At 55.3% G+C, this 14435-nt stretch carries 17 protein-coding genes and 1 pseudogene; 8 read left to right on the plus strand and 10 right to left on the minus strand.

Annotated features, from left to right (window positions below; genetic code table 11):
• The 3 genes from pqqB to ACQG11_RS19955 all read right to left on the minus strand — a co-directional run bounded on the left by pqqB (position 1) and on the right by ACQG11_RS19955 (position 2203).
• Positions 1 to 918 (minus strand): pyrroloquinoline quinone biosynthesis protein PqqB, encoded by a 918-nt coding sequence (gene pqqB, locus ACQG11_RS19945; protein ID WP_063137508.1) that lies wholly within the window; start codon positions 916 to 918, stop codon positions 1 to 3.
• Between the two features lie 55 nt (positions 919 to 973).
• Positions 974 to 1045 carry a pyrroloquinoline quinone precursor peptide PqqA gene (gene pqqA, locus ACQG11_RS19950; protein WP_002905689.1) on the minus strand — a complete coding sequence of 24 codons (72 nt, stop codon included), beginning with the start codon at positions 1043 to 1045 and terminating at the stop codon, positions 974 to 976.
• Between the two features lie 138 nt (positions 1046 to 1183).
• Positions 1184 to 2203 carry a dipeptidase gene (locus tag ACQG11_RS19955; RefSeq protein ID WP_426728700.1) on the minus strand — a complete coding sequence of 340 codons (1020 nt, stop codon included), beginning with the start codon at positions 2201 to 2203 and terminating at the stop codon, positions 1184 to 1186.
• Between the two features lie 255 nt (positions 2204 to 2458).
• Here ACQG11_RS19955 and ACQG11_RS19960 point away from each other — a divergent pair, with 255 nt between their 5' ends.
• Positions 2459 to 2905: a hypothetical protein gene (locus ACQG11_RS19960; RefSeq protein ID WP_022647956.1), complete on the plus strand. Its 447-nt coding sequence runs from the start codon at positions 2459 to 2461 to the stop codon at positions 2903 to 2905.
• Positions 2906 to 2972: 67 nt separating this feature from the next.
• Here ACQG11_RS19960 and yajD read toward each other — a convergent pair whose 3' ends face one another.
• Complete coding sequence (gene yajD / locus ACQG11_RS19965; RefSeq protein WP_006808895.1) at positions 2973 to 3320, minus strand: HNH nuclease YajD; 348 nt, start codon at positions 3318 to 3320, stop codon at positions 2973 to 2975.
• Positions 3321 to 3528: 208 nt separating this feature from the next.
• On the opposite strand from yajD, the gene ACQG11_RS19970 reads away from it, so the two are divergent.
• Positions 3529 to 4563 carry an LLM class flavin-dependent oxidoreductase gene (locus tag ACQG11_RS19970; protein WP_023299989.1) on the plus strand — a complete coding sequence of 345 codons (1035 nt, stop codon included), beginning with the start codon at positions 3529 to 3531 and terminating at the stop codon, positions 4561 to 4563.
• Positions 4556 to 5503 carry a zinc-dependent alcohol dehydrogenase family protein gene (locus tag ACQG11_RS19975; protein WP_032622195.1) on the plus strand — a complete coding sequence of 316 codons (948 nt, stop codon included), beginning with the start codon at positions 4556 to 4558 and terminating at the stop codon, positions 5501 to 5503. The genes ACQG11_RS19970 and ACQG11_RS19975 overlap by 8 nt, the downstream gene beginning before the upstream one ends.
• Here ACQG11_RS19975 and ACQG11_RS19980 read toward each other — a convergent pair.
• Positions 5500 to 6540, minus strand: coding sequence for an AI-2E family transporter (locus ACQG11_RS19980; protein WP_003857467.1), 1041 nt, complete (start codon positions 6538 to 6540; stop codon positions 5500 to 5502). The two genes, ACQG11_RS19975 and ACQG11_RS19980, sit on opposite strands and share 4 nt — an antisense overlap.
• Positions 6541 to 6672: 132 nt before the next feature.
• Here ACQG11_RS19980 and ACQG11_RS19985 point away from each other — a divergent pair.
• The 3 genes and pseudogenes from ACQG11_RS19985 (at position 6673) to mdtI (ending at position 7639) form a co-directional block, all read left to right on the plus strand.
• Positions 6673 to 6843: pseudogene (locus tag ACQG11_RS19985) on the plus strand (hypothetical protein).
• 117 nt (positions 6844 to 6960) lie between these two features.
• Positions 6961 to 7323, plus strand: coding sequence for a multidrug/spermidine efflux SMR transporter subunit MdtJ (gene mdtJ / locus ACQG11_RS19990; protein WP_032624865.1), 363 nt, complete (start codon positions 6961 to 6963; stop codon positions 7321 to 7323).
• Positions 7310 to 7639 carry a multidrug/spermidine efflux SMR transporter subunit MdtI gene (gene mdtI / locus ACQG11_RS19995; RefSeq protein ID WP_022647960.1) on the plus strand — a complete coding sequence of 110 codons (330 nt, stop codon included), beginning with the start codon at positions 7310 to 7312 and terminating at the stop codon, positions 7637 to 7639. Before mdtJ ends, mdtI begins: the two co-directional genes overlap by 14 nt.
• A gap of 5 nt (positions 7640 to 7644) precedes the next feature.
• Here mdtI and ACQG11_RS20000 read toward each other — a convergent pair whose 3' ends face one another.
• The 5 genes from ACQG11_RS20000 to ACQG11_RS20020 all read right to left on the minus strand — a co-directional run bounded on the left by ACQG11_RS20000 (position 7645) and on the right by ACQG11_RS20020 (position 12011).
• Positions 7645 to 8466, minus strand: a complete 822-nt coding sequence (locus tag ACQG11_RS20000) for a trypsin-like serine peptidase (RefSeq protein ID WP_023299991.1) — start codon at positions 8464 to 8466, stop codon at positions 7645 to 7647.
• Positions 8467 to 8568: 102 nt separating this feature from the next.
• Positions 8569 to 8652, minus strand: coding sequence for a hypothetical protein (locus ACQG11_RS20005; protein ID WP_057979992.1), 84 nt, complete (start codon positions 8650 to 8652; stop codon positions 8569 to 8571).
• Positions 8653 to 8744: 92 nt separating this feature from the next.
• On the minus strand, positions 8745 to 9050 hold the full coding sequence (gene asr, locus ACQG11_RS20010; RefSeq protein WP_022647962.1) for an acid resistance repetitive basic protein Asr: 306 nt from the start codon (positions 9048 to 9050) through the stop codon (positions 8745 to 8747).
• Positions 9051 to 9198: 148 nt separating this feature from the next.
• Positions 9199 to 10683, minus strand: coding sequence for a carboxypeptidase M32 (locus ACQG11_RS20015; RefSeq protein ID WP_032624340.1), 1485 nt, complete (start codon positions 10681 to 10683; stop codon positions 9199 to 9201).
• A gap of 74 nt (positions 10684 to 10757) precedes the next feature.
• Positions 10758 to 12011 carry an MFS transporter gene (locus ACQG11_RS20020; RefSeq protein WP_415344177.1) on the minus strand — a complete coding sequence of 418 codons (1254 nt, stop codon included), beginning with the start codon at positions 12009 to 12011 and terminating at the stop codon, positions 10758 to 10760.
• Between the two features lie 121 nt (positions 12012 to 12132).
• Here ACQG11_RS20020 and ACQG11_RS20025 point away from each other — a divergent pair, with 121 nt between their 5' ends.
• Positions 12133 to 13038, plus strand: a complete 906-nt coding sequence (locus ACQG11_RS20025) for a LysR family transcriptional regulator (protein ID WP_022647965.1) — start codon at positions 12133 to 12135, stop codon at positions 13036 to 13038.
• A 121-nt stretch (positions 13039 to 13159) separates the two neighbouring features.
• Complete coding sequence (mlc, locus tag ACQG11_RS20030) at positions 13160 to 14380, plus strand: sugar metabolism global transcriptional regulator Mlc (RefSeq protein WP_022647966.1); 1221 nt, start codon at positions 13160 to 13162, stop codon at positions 14378 to 14380.
• Positions 14381 to 14435 lie beyond the last annotated feature (55 nt).

The following is a 14435-nucleotide window of genomic DNA, read 5'->3' on the forward strand; positions in this document are numbered from 1 at the left end:
TTAGTCCTGAAGCGTGATGGTCATCCCGTCCCAGCTCACTTCAATTCCCTGCTGCGTGAGGGCGTGACGCTGCGGCGACTGCTCGTTAAGGATCGGGTTAGTGTTATTAATGTGAATCAGAATCTTGCGCTTTGCCGGCAGAGAGGCCAGCAGCGCCATCATGCCGTGTTCATCGCCGAGCGCCAGATGGCCCATATCGCGGCCGGTATTGCGCCCGACGCCAGCGGCCTGCAGTTCATCGTCCTGCCAGACGGTGCCGTCAATCAGCAGACAGTCCGCTTTTTTAAGCCACGGCAGGATGGCGGCATCGGGTTCACCGAGACCCGGCGCGTAGAACAGCGTCTGACCGTTGCGGCGGTTTTCGATAAACAGCGCCACGTTATGCCCCGGCAGCGGGCGGTCGCGCCACGGCGAATAGGGCGGTGCGTTACTGGCGATGGGGACAGCGGTAAACTGCAAATCAGGGCAGGCTTCCACGCTAAAGGCGGTGAGCGGCGCAATCGGATGATGGACCAGGCCGCCGTTCCAGTGCCGGAGCATGGTAAAAATCGGGAATCCGCTGGAAAGATCTTCATGCACCTCCGGCGTACACCATACCTGATGCGGACACCCTTCGCGCAGGCTGAGCAGCCCGGTGGTGTGGTCAATCTGGCTGTCGGTGAGAATAATGCCGCCAATATGCGTGCCGCGCAGAACCTCTTTCTTATTCAGTTCTGGCGTATGGGCAATCTGCTGGCTGATATCGGGCGAGGCGTTACACAGTATCCACTCTTCGCCGTTATCGCTGACGATGATCGACGACTGGGTGCGGGGGGTCGCCTGAAGGGTACCGTTGCGCAAACCCTGACAGTTGGCGCAATTACAGTTCCACTGAGGGAAACCGCCGCCGGCGGCGGAACCGAGGACTTTAATAAACATGAAGATAGGCCAGGTAGTAAAACAGAAATGCCCGCACGGATGGCGGGCTGAGCGATTAGCGGTTGGAAATGTACAGCGTCACTTCCAGGCCAAGACGTAAATCAATAAAAGCAGGTTTCTTCCACATCGTTTTTTCCTCTTTAAAAATACAGCACCAACACCATTGTTTGTGCCAGTTTTGTGATGGTCATCAAATAATGCGTCACAGTGGGGCAAAGCTCAACCCGAAAGATGTAAGGAATTAACGTAATGTTTACAACGTAACCTATTGTTGCCAAACATTTTGCAATACCTTTTGCCAGTTGCCCCACAGCAGCTTATTCAGCACAAATTGATCATAGCCGCTGTCACGCAACGCGCTGATTAGCCGCGGTAAACCACTCACATCATGCAAATCATCAGGTAACGTGATGCCGTCAAAATCGGAGCCCAGCGCAACATGATCTTCGCCCATGATGTTAATAAGATAGTCGATATGGCGAACGATTGTGCTCAGCGGGGTATCGCTATCGCGTTTACCGTCGGCGCGCAGAAAGGCGTTGCCGAAATTGACCCCTGCCACGCCGCCGCTGTCGCGGATAGCCAGCAGTTGCCGATCGGTCAGATTACGCGGTTGCGGGCACAGCGTATGGGCGTTGGAATGGGTGGCGACCAGCGGTGAAGAGGAATGACCAGCAGTATCCCAGAACGCCTTTTCATTCATATGAGAAACGTCAATCAGCATGTTCAGGGCGTTAGCGTGCTTAATGAGGGCGATACCCTCTGCGGTAAGCCCTGGGCCGCTGTCCGGGCTGCCGGGAAACGCCCCGTTAACGCCGGTGCCAAAACGGTTAGCAATGTTCCAGAAAGGCCCAATGCTGCGCACGCCAGCGGCATAGAAAGCCTGTAGATCGCCACCCTCGCCGTCAAAACCGCCCGCACCCTCAATATGCGCCACCATCGCCAGCACCTTATCCTGACGGCAGCGTTCGATATCTGCCGCGCTCAGGCACAATCGCGCCCGCCCATCGGAGTGTGCGACAAGCTGCTTGAGGATCGTCAACTGCTGCCAGAGAATGTCGATCGGTTGCCACGGCTCGCTGGCGTAGTGCGGCGCCATGCGGGCGATATACTCCTGCGGCGGCACGAACAGCGCGAACAGCCCGCCGGAAAATCCGCCTTGCTGCATGCGCGGATAATCGAGGTGTCCGTTCTCAATGCCGGAAAAGAAGGCCTTTACCGGATCCTGGCGATGGTGAAGCCATAAATTAAGCAACAGGTCATTGTGACCATCAAAAATCGCCATAGCGCATCCCACTGTTTTTTATTGCTGAAAAAGTTGCCTGGCACGATAACTGATTTGTCCTGTCCGGCAAGGGGAAACTTACAACTTAGCAGCAATTGTTAATATCACTTAACCCTGAGGAGATCCGCACATCATGTTGCGTGGCGAGATAAGAGCATTTCCCGTTCCATCTGCGATTGCATCGCGTACGTTCCCTGAGCTACAGGGCTACGCTATACTTCGCCACTTTGAGTTATGCGTGGCAGGTAACGAAATATGCGGGAGAGCATTAATTTTCTTTTCGTGGTGCTGTCTTTCACGGCACTGATTATGCTGATGCGCTTTTTCATCAGGCGTATTCGGCATCCAAAGCGCATCGTTGCCGACAGCCGGGGAATGAAAAAAATCTCTACCCATCCTTCCTGGTTTGGCGGATCGTCAGGTAAAACCTACTTTTATGATGAGCAGTATTTATACGAGGTCATAAATAGCGTCACCCGTAAAATTGAGCTGGCGGCTATCGTAAAAATTAAGCCGGGCTCGACGGTGGTAAATAACAGGCGGATCTGGTCTGTGAGCTATCTTGAGGGAACCCGTGAAAAACAGGTGCAATTTTATAATAATCTGACGGTGTTTAATCAAAACTTTGCTGCGTTTTTAGAGGCTGTAAAACGCGTGAATCCTGAAGCCGATATTAAGGCCGTCTCCTTGTTCAATCTGTGACTGGAATACATTACCTTTATCTTTCTGACTGCCCATACGGCAGGTATGGGCAGTAAAGCCGCCGATATTACTTCTTCTTGTTCATCATCGCCTTGAGATCGGCAAAGGGGTTAAACGTGGCGACACCCACGTCTTTTTGCGCATCCTCACCTGCGACAACGGTGGTGCCATACTGATCCGCTTCGGTGTACTTTGAGTGTTCGTGGTCATGGCAAAACAGGCACAACAACTCCCAGTTACTGCCATCTTCCGGATTATTGGTGTGATCGTGGTCGATATGGTGGACCGTGAGTTCACGAAGATTCGAATACACAAACTCCCGCGAGCAGCGTCCACAGACCCACGGGTAAATTTTTAGCGCTTTTTCACGGTAGCCGCTTTCCAGCCGTGCGTAGTTTTTGGGGATCAGAGCCATTGCTGATGTTACCTGTTAAAAAAGAGAACAGTTCACACTATATCCCATTTTGAGATGCCAGGAGAATGCCTCCTCTGCGGGAAGGCAGCGTGCGATTTGCGTATTTCTGTCAGTTTATTTGAAGCATTCCGTTAAATAATCACCATTTATTCTCATCGGTTAATGCGTAGAGTAGGGATAACGCAATGCTTTATCAGGATACTCCACTATGAAAAAGATCGGATTTTTGTCGTTTGGTCACTGGACGCCGTCTTCCCAGTCCGGCACGCAAACCGCAGCTGACACGCTGCTACAGTCCATCGATCTGGCTGTCGCCGCTGAAGAGCTGGGCGCGGACGGTGCTTATTTCCGCGTGCACCACTTTGCCCGCCAGCTCAGTTCGCCATTCCCCTTGCTGGCTGCGATAGGCGCGAAAACCAAACGCATCGAAATCGGTACGGGCGTGATCGACATGCGGTACGAGAATCCGCTGTATATGGCGGAAGATGCTGGCGCGGCAGATCTCATCTCCGGCGGGCGATTACAGCTTGGTATCAGCCGGGGCTCCCCGGAGCAGGTGATTGATGGTTGGCGTTATTTTGGTTACGTGCCGCAGGACGGGGAAAACGAATCTGATATGGCGCGCCGCCACACTGAGGTACTGCTTGATGTATTACGCGGTGAAGGGTTTGCGAAGCCTAACCCACAGCCGATGTTCCCAAACCCGCCGGGATTGTTGCGTCTGGAGCCGCATTCAGAGGGCTTACGCGATCGTATCTGGTGGGGGGCTGGCTCCAATGCAACGGCAGTATGGGCGGCAAAACTGGGGATGAACCTGCAAAGCTCAACGCTGAAAGATGATGAAACCGGCGAGCCGTTCCATATTCAGCAGGCAAAACAGATCCGTGCCTACCGACAGGCCTGGGCCGAGGCAGGGCATACCCGTCAGCCACGCGTTTCGGTCAGCCGCAGTATTTTTGCCCTGATGGACGATCGCGACCGGATGTATTTCGGTTCAAGCCGCAATGAGAGCGACAGCGTTGGCTATCTGGATGAGAAAACGCGGGCCATTTTCGGACGCAGCTATGCCGCAGAGCCAGACAAGCTGATTGAACAGTTGAGAAAGGATGAAGCGATCGCGGAAGCGGATACGCTGTTGCTTACCGTGCCGAATCAGCTGGGCGTGGAATACAACGCACATGTGATCGAGTCCATCCTGAAACATGTCGCACCGGAAATGGGATGGCGCGATCGCAATGCGTAATCTGGCCCTCTGGTATCGCCGGTTTGGTGAGCCTGAATCGGTACTGCAAGCGGAAACCACACCATTGTCACCGCGACAGCCGGGAGAGATACGTGTGCGCATGCTTTTTTCTCCGGTGAACGCCTCCGATCTCATCCCCATCACCGGGGCATATCGCCATCGCACGCCGCTGCCCGCAATAGCCGGTTATGAAGGGGTCGGAATAGTGACCGAAACGCCCGCCGCTTACCCGGCGCTGCTGGGCAAGCGGGTTCTGCCGTTACGGGGGCAGGGAACCTGGCAGCGCTATGTCGACTGCCCGGTGGCGTATGCGGTTCCCGTCCCGGACGACATCGACTCGCTTCTTGCCGCGCGGGCGTATATCAACCCGCTTGCCGCTCAGATGATGCTGGACCGCTATCCTCCGATCGGGAAAACGGTGCTGCTCACCGCTGCCGGTTCTGACTGCGCCGTTCTGCTCGGGCAATGGGCACGCCAGGCGGGTGCAGAGGCGGTTTACGGGATCCATCGCTCGCCCGTGCACGCTCAACGTCTGGCTGAAATGGGGATCGTCCCGATTGCGCAAGATGATACGGCCGCCGTCAACGCTGCCGCCGCGCAAGCGGAGGTGGTGTACGACGCCACGGGCGGCAGCCTGGCGGAGGCGATCCTGAGCGTGATGCCCGAAACCGGTACCTTTGTCTGCTACGGGCTACTCTCCGGGCAGACCTTCCGGCAGCAGCGGCCGTTGCCGCGCGTGGCGTGGTTTCACATTCGTAACTATCTGGACGCGCTGAGCGCTGAGGCGTGGCAGGCGGAGTTTCGGCGCATCTGGCCTAAACTGCGCGCCAGCCAGTGCAGCGATGTTACCCTCTACCCGCTGTCGGAATGGCAGCGGGCAGTGGGCAACTACCGCGAAGCGGGAAGAACGGGCAAGCCTATGCTGTCGATGGACAATTAATCGGCCTTATGGCTCATGTCGCTCAGCAGTACAGCGATACTTTGTCCACCGGCGGTCTGCTCCAGGCCAATTTTGACAATAATTGTCAGCGGAACGGAAAGCAGCATGCCGACAGGCCCGAGCAGCCAGCCCCAGAAAATCAGGGACAGGAACACAACAAGAGTTGAAAGCCCCAGCCCGCGTCCCATTATCCGTGGTTCGAGAATGTTCCCGAAGACAAGGTTAATCACCAGATAACCTGCCAGCAGAATCAGGGCATCATACAAACCGCTGAAAACCAGCACCTGAAGGATAGGGGGGATCGCCGCCAGCACGGAGCCGATGTTAGGAATATAGTTGAGCGCAAAGGCCAGCAGTCCCCAGACGAAGGCAAAACGCACATCCAGCGCGGCGAGCATCCCCCAGACCACTAATCCCGTCACCAGGCTGATGGCCGTTTTCAGCACCAGATAGCGTGAAACGCTGTCGAGCGCGCGCTGAATAGCACCCATTCCCTCTACCGGACGCACCATGATGTGCTGGAGTTTTGCAGGCAGCTGTGGAACTTCCAGCAGCATAAACACAACCGTCAGGAACAGCAGGAAAATCGAGGTCATGGCGTTGGAGAGCTGTGCCAGCAGGCTGGTGACAATCGTCATGGCGGCATTCGGATCGATGTATTTAAGCAGTTCCTCAACCGAGACTTCGATACCCGCGCGTTGCAGCCAGGGTTCAATTTGCAGCAGCGGGGTCGCGAGGGAAGAGCGGTATGTCGGCAGCGTCCGCGCCAGCTCGTTCAGGGAGGTTCCCAGATAGGCGACTAACAGCACCATCGCAACGATAATAATACTGATAAGCAGGCTTATCGCCAGCACACGCGGGATGCGCAGCCGCACCATTCGCTGCACCAGTGGATTGAGGATCACCGCGATAAAAAGCGCCAGGATAAAGGGCACGATGATATCGGCCGCAAAACGAACGCCGGTCAGAATGATCACCAGCATGCCCAGCATGATGACGATCTTAAGCCCGTTGAGGGTGATAATGGGTTTGGCCATGGACGTTCCTGAACAGTTTTTTATTTATAATAGAGGGGAAAGCGGATTAAAAAAACTAACCAAAATCAAACAGACTGGGTAAAGAAATGAAAAGGCTTTGAGTAAATTCCTGGCTTATGATACAAATCAGGCGTGTTCAACTACTGAGGACAATTTTCATCCGCAAAGACGAGAAGCAACACCGCGGATAATTGTAATTTTATGGACAATTTGTTCAGGACGTATTTTTCAAACAACTCTGCTCTGTTTTCTACCTCCCTCTGCACGCTTTCCGGTGAACAACACTGGCGTTCCGCGCTATAGTCACGTCTTCTGCCTGAGCTGGCGCTATGCGCTTAGCTAACTGATTTAATTCCCACTTTTTTGGTTTGCTGTTCGCAGCGAGCCTCGATGGATTATATTCTCAAGCAGGAGAAAAACATGTTTTACTGGATTTTATTAGCTCTGGCTATCGTTGCTGAAATTACCGGCACCTTGTCGATGAAATGGGCGAGCGTGAGTGACGGCAGCACCGGATTTATTTTGATGCTGGTCATGATTACGCTTTCCTATATATTCCTCTCTTTCGCGGTTAAAAAAATCGCGCTGGGCGTGGCATACGCTTTGTGGGAAGGTGTTGGTATTTTATTGATTACGCTGTTCAGCGTCATGATATTTGATGAAACCCTGACGACAATGAAAATTGCCGGGCTGACGACCCTGGTGGCAGGTATCGTGCTGATTAAATCGGGTACGCGCAAACCGGCAAAACAGCAGAAGGAGCAGACCCATGCAGCAGTTTGAATGGATCCACGCGGCCTGGCTGGCTTTCGCCATCGTTCTGGAAATTATTGCGAACGTCTTTCTGAAGTTCTCCGACGGTTTTCGTCGCAAAGCCTACGGCCTGTTATCGATTGCCGCGGTTCTGGGGGCGTTTAGCGCTCTGTCACAGGCGGTGAAAGGCATCGATCTTTCCGTGGCCTACGCGCTGTGGGGCGGCTTCGGTATTGCCGCCACCCTGGCGGCAGGCTGGATTATGTTCGGGCAGCGTTTAAACCATAAAGGCTGGATAGGGCTGGTATTACTGCTCGCTGGCATGATCATGATTAAACTGGCCTGAGTGACCTACTGCTGCGCCAGGGCTTCCAGCCGGTCGCGAAAACCGGTCACCGCTAACGCTCGGTTATCGGCGCGCCAGCGGTCTTTCGCTGCCGGAGCAGAACTCTGAACGCCAATCAGTTGCCAGCCGTTAACGGTTTTTAACATCAGGGGCGATCCGCTATCACCCGGTAGCGTATCGCACTGATGCGAAAGCACGCTGTTTTGCGCCCAGCCCGTCACCACGCAGTCCGTATGGGTGTACAGCGAATCGAGGTGATCAACAGGGTAGCCTGACTGCGTCACTTTTCGATCGGCGGCTTTCAGGGCGGCGGTGAGCGCGTCTTTGTCACCATCAAAGAGCGGTAGCGGAGCGATCCCGGACGGCGGATAACGTAAAACGATCAGCCCGAAATCCCAGGATGCCGCCCCGGGCGGCACAATCCAGCCATCGCCATCCGGTTTCAGGCGTTTCCCGAGCGACGGATCCACCCGCCCCTCAATACCGTGAATTTCGTAGCGCCAAATCCCTTTCTGCGAGACAAAGCGCAGGGCGATCGCTTTATCCGGTTTGCCTTCGGGCGGCATTAACAGGCAATGACCCGCCGTAAGCGCAAGGCGTGGCGTTATGAGAGTTGCGGTACATAGATTGCCGCTGGCGGTTTCCAGTTGCCCGATGGCATCCCAGGGCGCTTCGGTAGGATCGGTGACACGCGTACGATCGTCATGACCAAAAAACAGCGTCTTTACCTCTTTGGCGCTGATGGCGTCATCGTCGCCCTCATCCGCATGTGAAAAGCCAGCAAAAAGGCTAAACGTTCCCAGTAACAGCACAACAGATTTACGCATATCACACTCTGGTGGGGGTAATTATGATTATTAAAAGTGAACCCTATGAAAATACTATAGACGCGACGGCGAGAAAGTGGGAGTAAAATCAGCGTGCTACATTCAGGAAAGATAAAAGTGGCTGGCGATGAGCGCGCATAAAATTAGCAGGATAAGAATGAACTCAAACCGATAGCGCCGCAGCATACGCCCTCCGGATAAAAAAACGGCGCTGACCGCAATCCCGTTCAGCGCCGGTTTACCAACGTGCCCCGAAGGGCACGGTTAAGCTTGTACTCTTACGCTGCTGGCTGTGCAGCAGGTTTAGCCGCTTCGTGTTTTGCCGCTTTTTTGTGATGCTTTTTAGCCGCCTGGGCTTTCTGCTCTACCGCAGGTTTTGCCGCTTTTTTGTGGTGCTTTTTCGCGGCCTGCGCTTTCTGTGCTGCCGCTGGTTTAGCCGCTTTGTGATGTTTTTTATGGTGAACCGTTTTGGCCGGAGCAGCGGTGGATGCCGCAGGCGCTGCGGTGGCGGTAGTTTCAGCCGCGAATGCAGCGGAAGAAAGACCCATAGCAGCGGCAACAACCAGAGCTAATACTTTTTTCATTTTCATACCCTCGAATTTGGTTTTTCATTTAACCCCACTGCGGGGCCGTTGAAATAACTATATCCCTGTAAATTCGGGGTTTCCGTGAGTGATTGGTATCGGTGTGTAACCGTATGTACAACGCCGGGGTGGCCCCCGGCGCGTTCGTTTACAGGTAGCGGGACGTCAGGTGTTCGCGGAAGTAGCGGATATTCAGATCTTCACCTGTGGCCTGGGTGATGAGCTGCGACGTGCTGAAACGGCTGCCGTGCTGCCAGATATTCTGACGCAGCCAGTCAAACAGCGCCGAGAAGTCGCCCCCGGCAATGGATGCCTGCAACCCGGGCAGCGCAGTTTTGGCGGCATGGAACAGCTGTGCCGCATACATAGCCCCCAGCGTGTAAGACGGGAAGTAGCCAAAACCGCCGTCGGTCCAGTGGATGTCCTGCATACAGCCGTTGCGGTAGTTATCTTTGGTGGATAATCCAAGCCAGGCCTGCATTTTCTCATCCCATAACGCGGGGATATCATCCACTTCAATTTCGCCATTGATCAGCGCGCGCTCAATCTCATAGCGCAATACCACATGCGCCGGATAGCTCACTTCATCTGCATCAACGCGGATGTAGCCCGGTTTCACGCGCTGATTCCAGGCAATAAAATTATCTTCACTGAATGCCGCCTGGCTGCCGAAACGGGCATGGACCGCCGGAAGCAGATGCTTCAGGAAAGCCTCACTGCGGCCCAGCTGCATTTCAAAGAACAGACTTTGGGATTCATGGATCGCCGTAGAGCGCGCCAGCGCAACGGGCTGGCCGGCCCACGCTCGCGGAAGGTTTTGCTCGTAGCGGGCATGTCCGGTTTCGTGGATCACGCCGAAAAGCGCGCTGAGCAACTCGTCTTCATCGTAACGCGTGGTGATACGCACATCTTCCGGAACGCCGCCGCAGAACGGGTGGGCGCTAACGTCCAGACGACCGCCGTTAAAATCGAAGCCAAGCATTTTCATCGCTTCCAGGCCCAGCTCGCGCTGGGTGGCGGTGGGGAAGGGACCCTGTGGCGGAACGAACGATCGTTGAGCCTGTTTTTCCACAACCTTTGCCAGCAGCTCCGGCAGCCAGGACTTCAGATCGCCGAACAGCACATCCAGGCGAGCGCTGGACATGTCGGGTTCAAAGATATCCAGCAGCGCGTCGTAAGGCGTGCAGCCTTTAGCCTCGGCGCGCAGGCGGGCCTCTTCACGACTGAGCTTCACCACCTCTTTCAGGTTGGCTGAAAAGCCCTGCCAGTCGTTGGCCGGACGCTGAGTACGCCAGGCGTGTTCACACCTGCTGCCCGCCAGCGATTTGGCCTCCACCAGCGATTCCGGCAGTAAAGTGGCCTGCTGGTAGTGGCGCGTCATTTCACGCAGGTTGGCCTGCTCAACGTCGTTCAGATCTTCTTCTGCCGCCGTCGCCAGCCATTCACCCACTTTTTTATCGGTCAGGATCTGATGTTGCAGGACGCTCATCTCCGCCAGCGCTTCACCGCGCGCGGCGCTGCCGCCGGGCGGCATCATGGTAAACATGTCCCAGCTGGCGATGGAGGAGAGGTGAGAGAAGCGGGAGAGACGCTGGAAGGTGCGGGTGAGTTGTTGATAGTTATTGTTTTTCATGAAGTCCTCGTGTCTGAATCAGCCGATGACAAAAATTAGCATCGGCTCGATTTAAACACGAAGAGGGCTGAATGTTAATGCAGTCGTTTATGCAGGCTCGCGCCCACCAGCAGTGCCGCACACAACATCAGCGCGATAAATCCGCCCACGCCGTTCCAGCCGTAGTTATGCCAGAACACCCCGCCGAGCGTACCGGCTATGCTGGAACCGAGATAGTAACTGAACAGATACAGTGACGAAGCCTGACCTTTAGCGCGGCGCGCGCGTGGGCCAATCCAGCTGCTGGCAACGGAATGCGCGGCAAAGAAGCCCGCAGAGAAGAGCAGCATTCCGGCAAAAATCAGCCACAGGGAAGAGAAAAGCGTCATCAGCAGTCCGAACAGCATCACGGCGGTGGATACCAGCATCACCGGACCACGGCCGAAGCGCGCGGTCATGGCGCCCGCTTTTGGCGAACTCCATGTCCCGGTGAGATATGCCACAGAGAGCAAACCCACTAATGCCTGGCTAAGATGCCACGGTGAAAGCATCAGACGATAGCCAATGTAGTTGAACAGCGTCACGAACGAGCCCATCAGCAGGAAACCGGTCAGGAACAAACGGGGCAGCCCTTGATCGCGCCAGTGCAGGCGAAAGTTGATAAACAGTGTTTTCGGACGCAGAGAAGTCGGGCGGAAATGGCGCGATTCCGGCAGGATTTTCCAGAACATCAGCGCCGAAGCGAGGGCGAAGCAGCCGATTACGGCCAGCGCAATGCGCCAGTTAAAGAAATCGGTAAACACACCGCTGAGCAGGCGTCCGCTCATCCCGCCGATAGAGTTCCCGCTAATGTACAGCCCCATGGAGAAGGCCACGAAACTCGGGTGGATCTCCTCGCTGAGATAGGTCATCCCGACCGCCGCCACGCCGCTGAGGGATAACCCAATCAGCGCGCGCATGACCAGAATGCCGTGCCAGCTGGTCATCATGGTGGACAGCAAGGTACACACGGAGGCCAGCATTAACGCCGTTACCATGACCTGCTTACGCCCGATGGCATCTGAAAGTGGCCCGGTGAACAGCAGACCGATCGCCAGCATCCCGGTTGAAATGGAGAGCGAAATACTGCTGCTGGCTGGCGACACGCCAAATTCATGCGACAGGACCGGCAGGATCGGCTGAACGCAGTAGAGCAGGGCGAAAGTGGCGAGACCCGCTGAGAAGAGCGCCAGCGTGACGCGCATAAACTGGGGGGTACCACGTTTTATAAACTGAACCGGCTGCGGTACTGCGGGTAAATCATCAATGTCGCTGGCCGGCGCGATATCAACGGTCGTTGTACGGCTCACACATAATCCTTGCTTAAACTTCCCCGTGGTTTCTGGTGACGGGTATGACCACAAGATTAGGGTAGGAAAATGTAAATATTCTGTCTAATATATTAATAATCTCAAATGATACTTTAAAAATATGAATATCGAGCTGCGCCATCTGCGCTATTTTGTCGCCGTCGCTGAAGAGCTCCATTTTGGTCGTGCTGCGGCAAGGCTGAATATCTCCCAGCCACCGCTGAGCCAACAGATCCAGATCCTTGAGCAGCAGGTTGGGGCGCGTCTGCTGGCGCGAACCAACCGCAGCGTGAGCCTGACGGCGGCGGGAAAACAGTTTCTCGCCGATAGCCGACAGATCCTGAGTATGGTGGTGGACGCCGCCGCCAGAGCGGAACGGCTTCATCTCGGGGAGACGGGAGAGCTGCGCATCGGGTTTACCTCGTCGGCCCCCTTCATCAGCGCTGTTTCACAAACGCTATCCTCGTTTCGCAGTAACTTTCCGGATGTGCATATTCAGACGCGCGAAATCAATACCCGGGAGCAAATATCGCCGCTTAATGAAGGATCGCTCGACCTGGGGCTAATGCGTAACACGCAGTTGCCTGATACCCTGGCGTGGCAGGTGATCCTCCGCGAACCGCTGATGGCGATGATCCCCCGGGATCACCCGCTCGCCGCGCAGCATAGCGTCACGCTGGCTGAACTGGCGAAAGAACCCTTTGTCTTTTTTGACCCACAGGTGGGTACCGGATTGTATGACGATATTCTTGGTCTGATGCGGCGATATGGCCTTGTCCCGACTATCGCGCAGGAAGTGGGGGAAGCCATGACGATCATTGGTCTCGTTGCCGCAGGGCTTGGCGTGTCGATTCTTCCGGCCTCGTTTAAACGGGTACAACTGCCGGAAATGCGCTGGGTGAATATTGCCGAGCAGGATGCGGTCTCGGAGATGTGGCTGGTGTGGTCTAAACATCATGAACAGAGCCATGCGGCACAGCGTTTCAAAGAACAATTAATTACCGCTTCTCACGGGCGTTATTTATAGGGAAAAGCGGGCGAAAATGTGCAGTAAATCACATGGCTAAGTAAAAATTTGACGTCAGCCATTGAAGTGCTTCACCATAGCCCTCAGTTTATTTCGAAGCTCGAAAATAAGGGAGTACGAGGTGGTTGCTGATAGTCAGCCAGGGCATATCGATCAGATCAAGCAGACCAACGCGGGCGCCGTTTATCGCCTGATTGATCAGCTGGGTCCGGTTTCGCGTATCGATCTTTCGCGCCTGGCACAACTGGCACCCGCCAGTATTACCAAGATTGTCCGCGAAATGCTGGAAGCCCATCTGGTTCAGGAGACAGAAATTCAGGAGCCGGGCAGCCGTGGCCGTCCGGCGGTAGGGCTGGTGGTGGAAACGGAAGCCTGGCACTACCTGTCGCTGCGAATTAGCCGCGGGGAAATCTTCCTCGCGCTGCGCGACCTCAGCAGCAAGCTGGTGGTGGAAGACCGGCTGGAGCTCCCGCTCGATGCAGAGCAACCACTCCTCGATGCCATTCTGACCCACATCGACCAGTTCTTTATTCGTCACCAGCAGCGCCTTGAACGTTTAACGGCGATTGCGATCACCCTGCCGGGAATTATTGATACCGAAAATGGCATTGTGCACCGCATGCCGTTTTATGAAAACGTCAAAGAGATGCCGCTGGGCGACGTGCTGGAAAACCACACCGGTGTGCCGGTCTACATTCAGCATGATATCAGCGCCTGGACGATGGCGGAGGCGTTATTTGGCGCTTCCCGGGGCGCGCGCGACGTAATTCAGGTGGTGATTGATCATAACGTTGGCGCAGGTGTGATCACCGACGGGCGTCTGTTGCATGCTGGCAGCAGTAGCCTGGTAGAGATTGGCCATACGCAGGTCGATCCGTACGGAAAACGCTGCTACTGCGGTAATCATGGTTGTCTGGAGACGATTGCCAGCGTCGAAAGCGTGCTGGAGCTGGCGCAGGTGCGGCTCAGCCAGTCAATGAGCTCCACGCTGCACGGTCAACCGTTGAGCGTCGAGGCATTGTGCACTGCGGCAAGGCAGGGCGATCTGCTGGCGAAGGACATCATTACCGGCGTGGGCAATAATGTCGGGCGCATTCTGGCCATTATGGTGAACCTGTTTAACCCGCAAAAAATACTGATCGGCTCCCCGCTCAGCCAGGCGGCGGATATCCTCTTCCCGGCGATTTCCGCCTGCATCAACCAGCAGGCGCTTCCCGCGTACAGTAAAAACATCGTGGTGGAAAGTACGCAATTTTCCAACCAGGGTACGATGGCTGGCGCCGCGCTGGTAAAAGATGCGATGTACAACGGCTCGTTACTGATTCGTTTGCTTCAGGGCTAACTCTTTTCCATAGATGTACGAAAAATTGCGCTATCTCAAGCCGGGTAGCGCACGC

The organism is Enterobacter cloacae complex sp. 372C4 (assembly GCF_050030615.1).
GTDB classification, from domain to species: Bacteria; Pseudomonadota; Gammaproteobacteria; order Enterobacterales; family Enterobacteriaceae; genus Enterobacter; species Enterobacter intestinihominis.

Excerpts from the sequence above, each read along its gene's own strand:
- ACQG11_RS20015 (WP_032624340.1), bottom strand. The coding sequence starts at position 10,683 with ATGAAAAACAATAACTATCAACAACTCACCCGCACCTTCCAGCGTCTC.
- ACQG11_RS19975 (WP_032622195.1), top strand. The coding sequence starts at position 4,556 with ATGCGTAATCTGGCCCTCTGGTATCGCCGGTTTGGTGAGCCTGAATCG.
- ACQG11_RS19980 (WP_003857467.1), bottom strand. The coding sequence starts at position 6,540 with ATGGCCAAACCCATTATCACCCTCAACGGGCTTAAGATCGTCATCATG.
- asr (WP_022647962.1), bottom strand. The coding sequence starts at position 9,050 with ATGAAAAAAGTATTAGCTCTGGTTGTTGCCGCTGCTATGGGTCTTTCT.
- ACQG11_RS20005 (WP_057979992.1), bottom strand. The coding sequence starts at position 8,652 with ATGCTGCGGCGCTATCGGTTTGAGTTCATTCTTATCCTGCTAATTTTA.
- ACQG11_RS19970 (WP_023299989.1), top strand. The coding sequence starts at position 3,529 with ATGAAAAAGATCGGATTTTTGTCGTTTGGTCACTGGACGCCGTCTTCC.
- pqqB (WP_063137508.1), bottom strand. The coding sequence starts at position 918 with ATGTTTATTAAAGTCCTCGGTTCCGCCGCCGGCGGCGGTTTCCCTCAG.
- ACQG11_RS19960 (WP_022647956.1), top strand. The coding sequence starts at position 2,459 with ATGCGGGAGAGCATTAATTTTCTTTTCGTGGTGCTGTCTTTCACGGCA.
- ACQG11_RS20000 (WP_023299991.1), bottom strand. The coding sequence starts at position 8,466 with ATGCGTAAATCTGTTGTGCTGTTACTGGGAACGTTTAGCCTTTTTGCT.
- mdtJ (WP_032624865.1), top strand. The coding sequence starts at position 6,961 with ATGTTTTACTGGATTTTATTAGCTCTGGCTATCGTTGCTGAAATTACC.
- mdtI (WP_022647960.1), top strand. The coding sequence starts at position 7,310 with ATGCAGCAGTTTGAATGGATCCACGCGGCCTGGCTGGCTTTCGCCATC.
- ACQG11_RS19955 (WP_426728700.1), bottom strand. The coding sequence starts at position 2,203 with ATGGCGATTTTTGATGGTCACAATGACCTGTTGCTTAATTTATGGCTT.
- yajD (WP_006808895.1), bottom strand. The coding sequence starts at position 3,320 with ATGGCTCTGATCCCCAAAAACTACGCACGGCTGGAAAGCGGCTACCGT.
- ACQG11_RS20025 (WP_022647965.1), top strand. The coding sequence starts at position 12,133 with ATGAATATCGAGCTGCGCCATCTGCGCTATTTTGTCGCCGTCGCTGAA.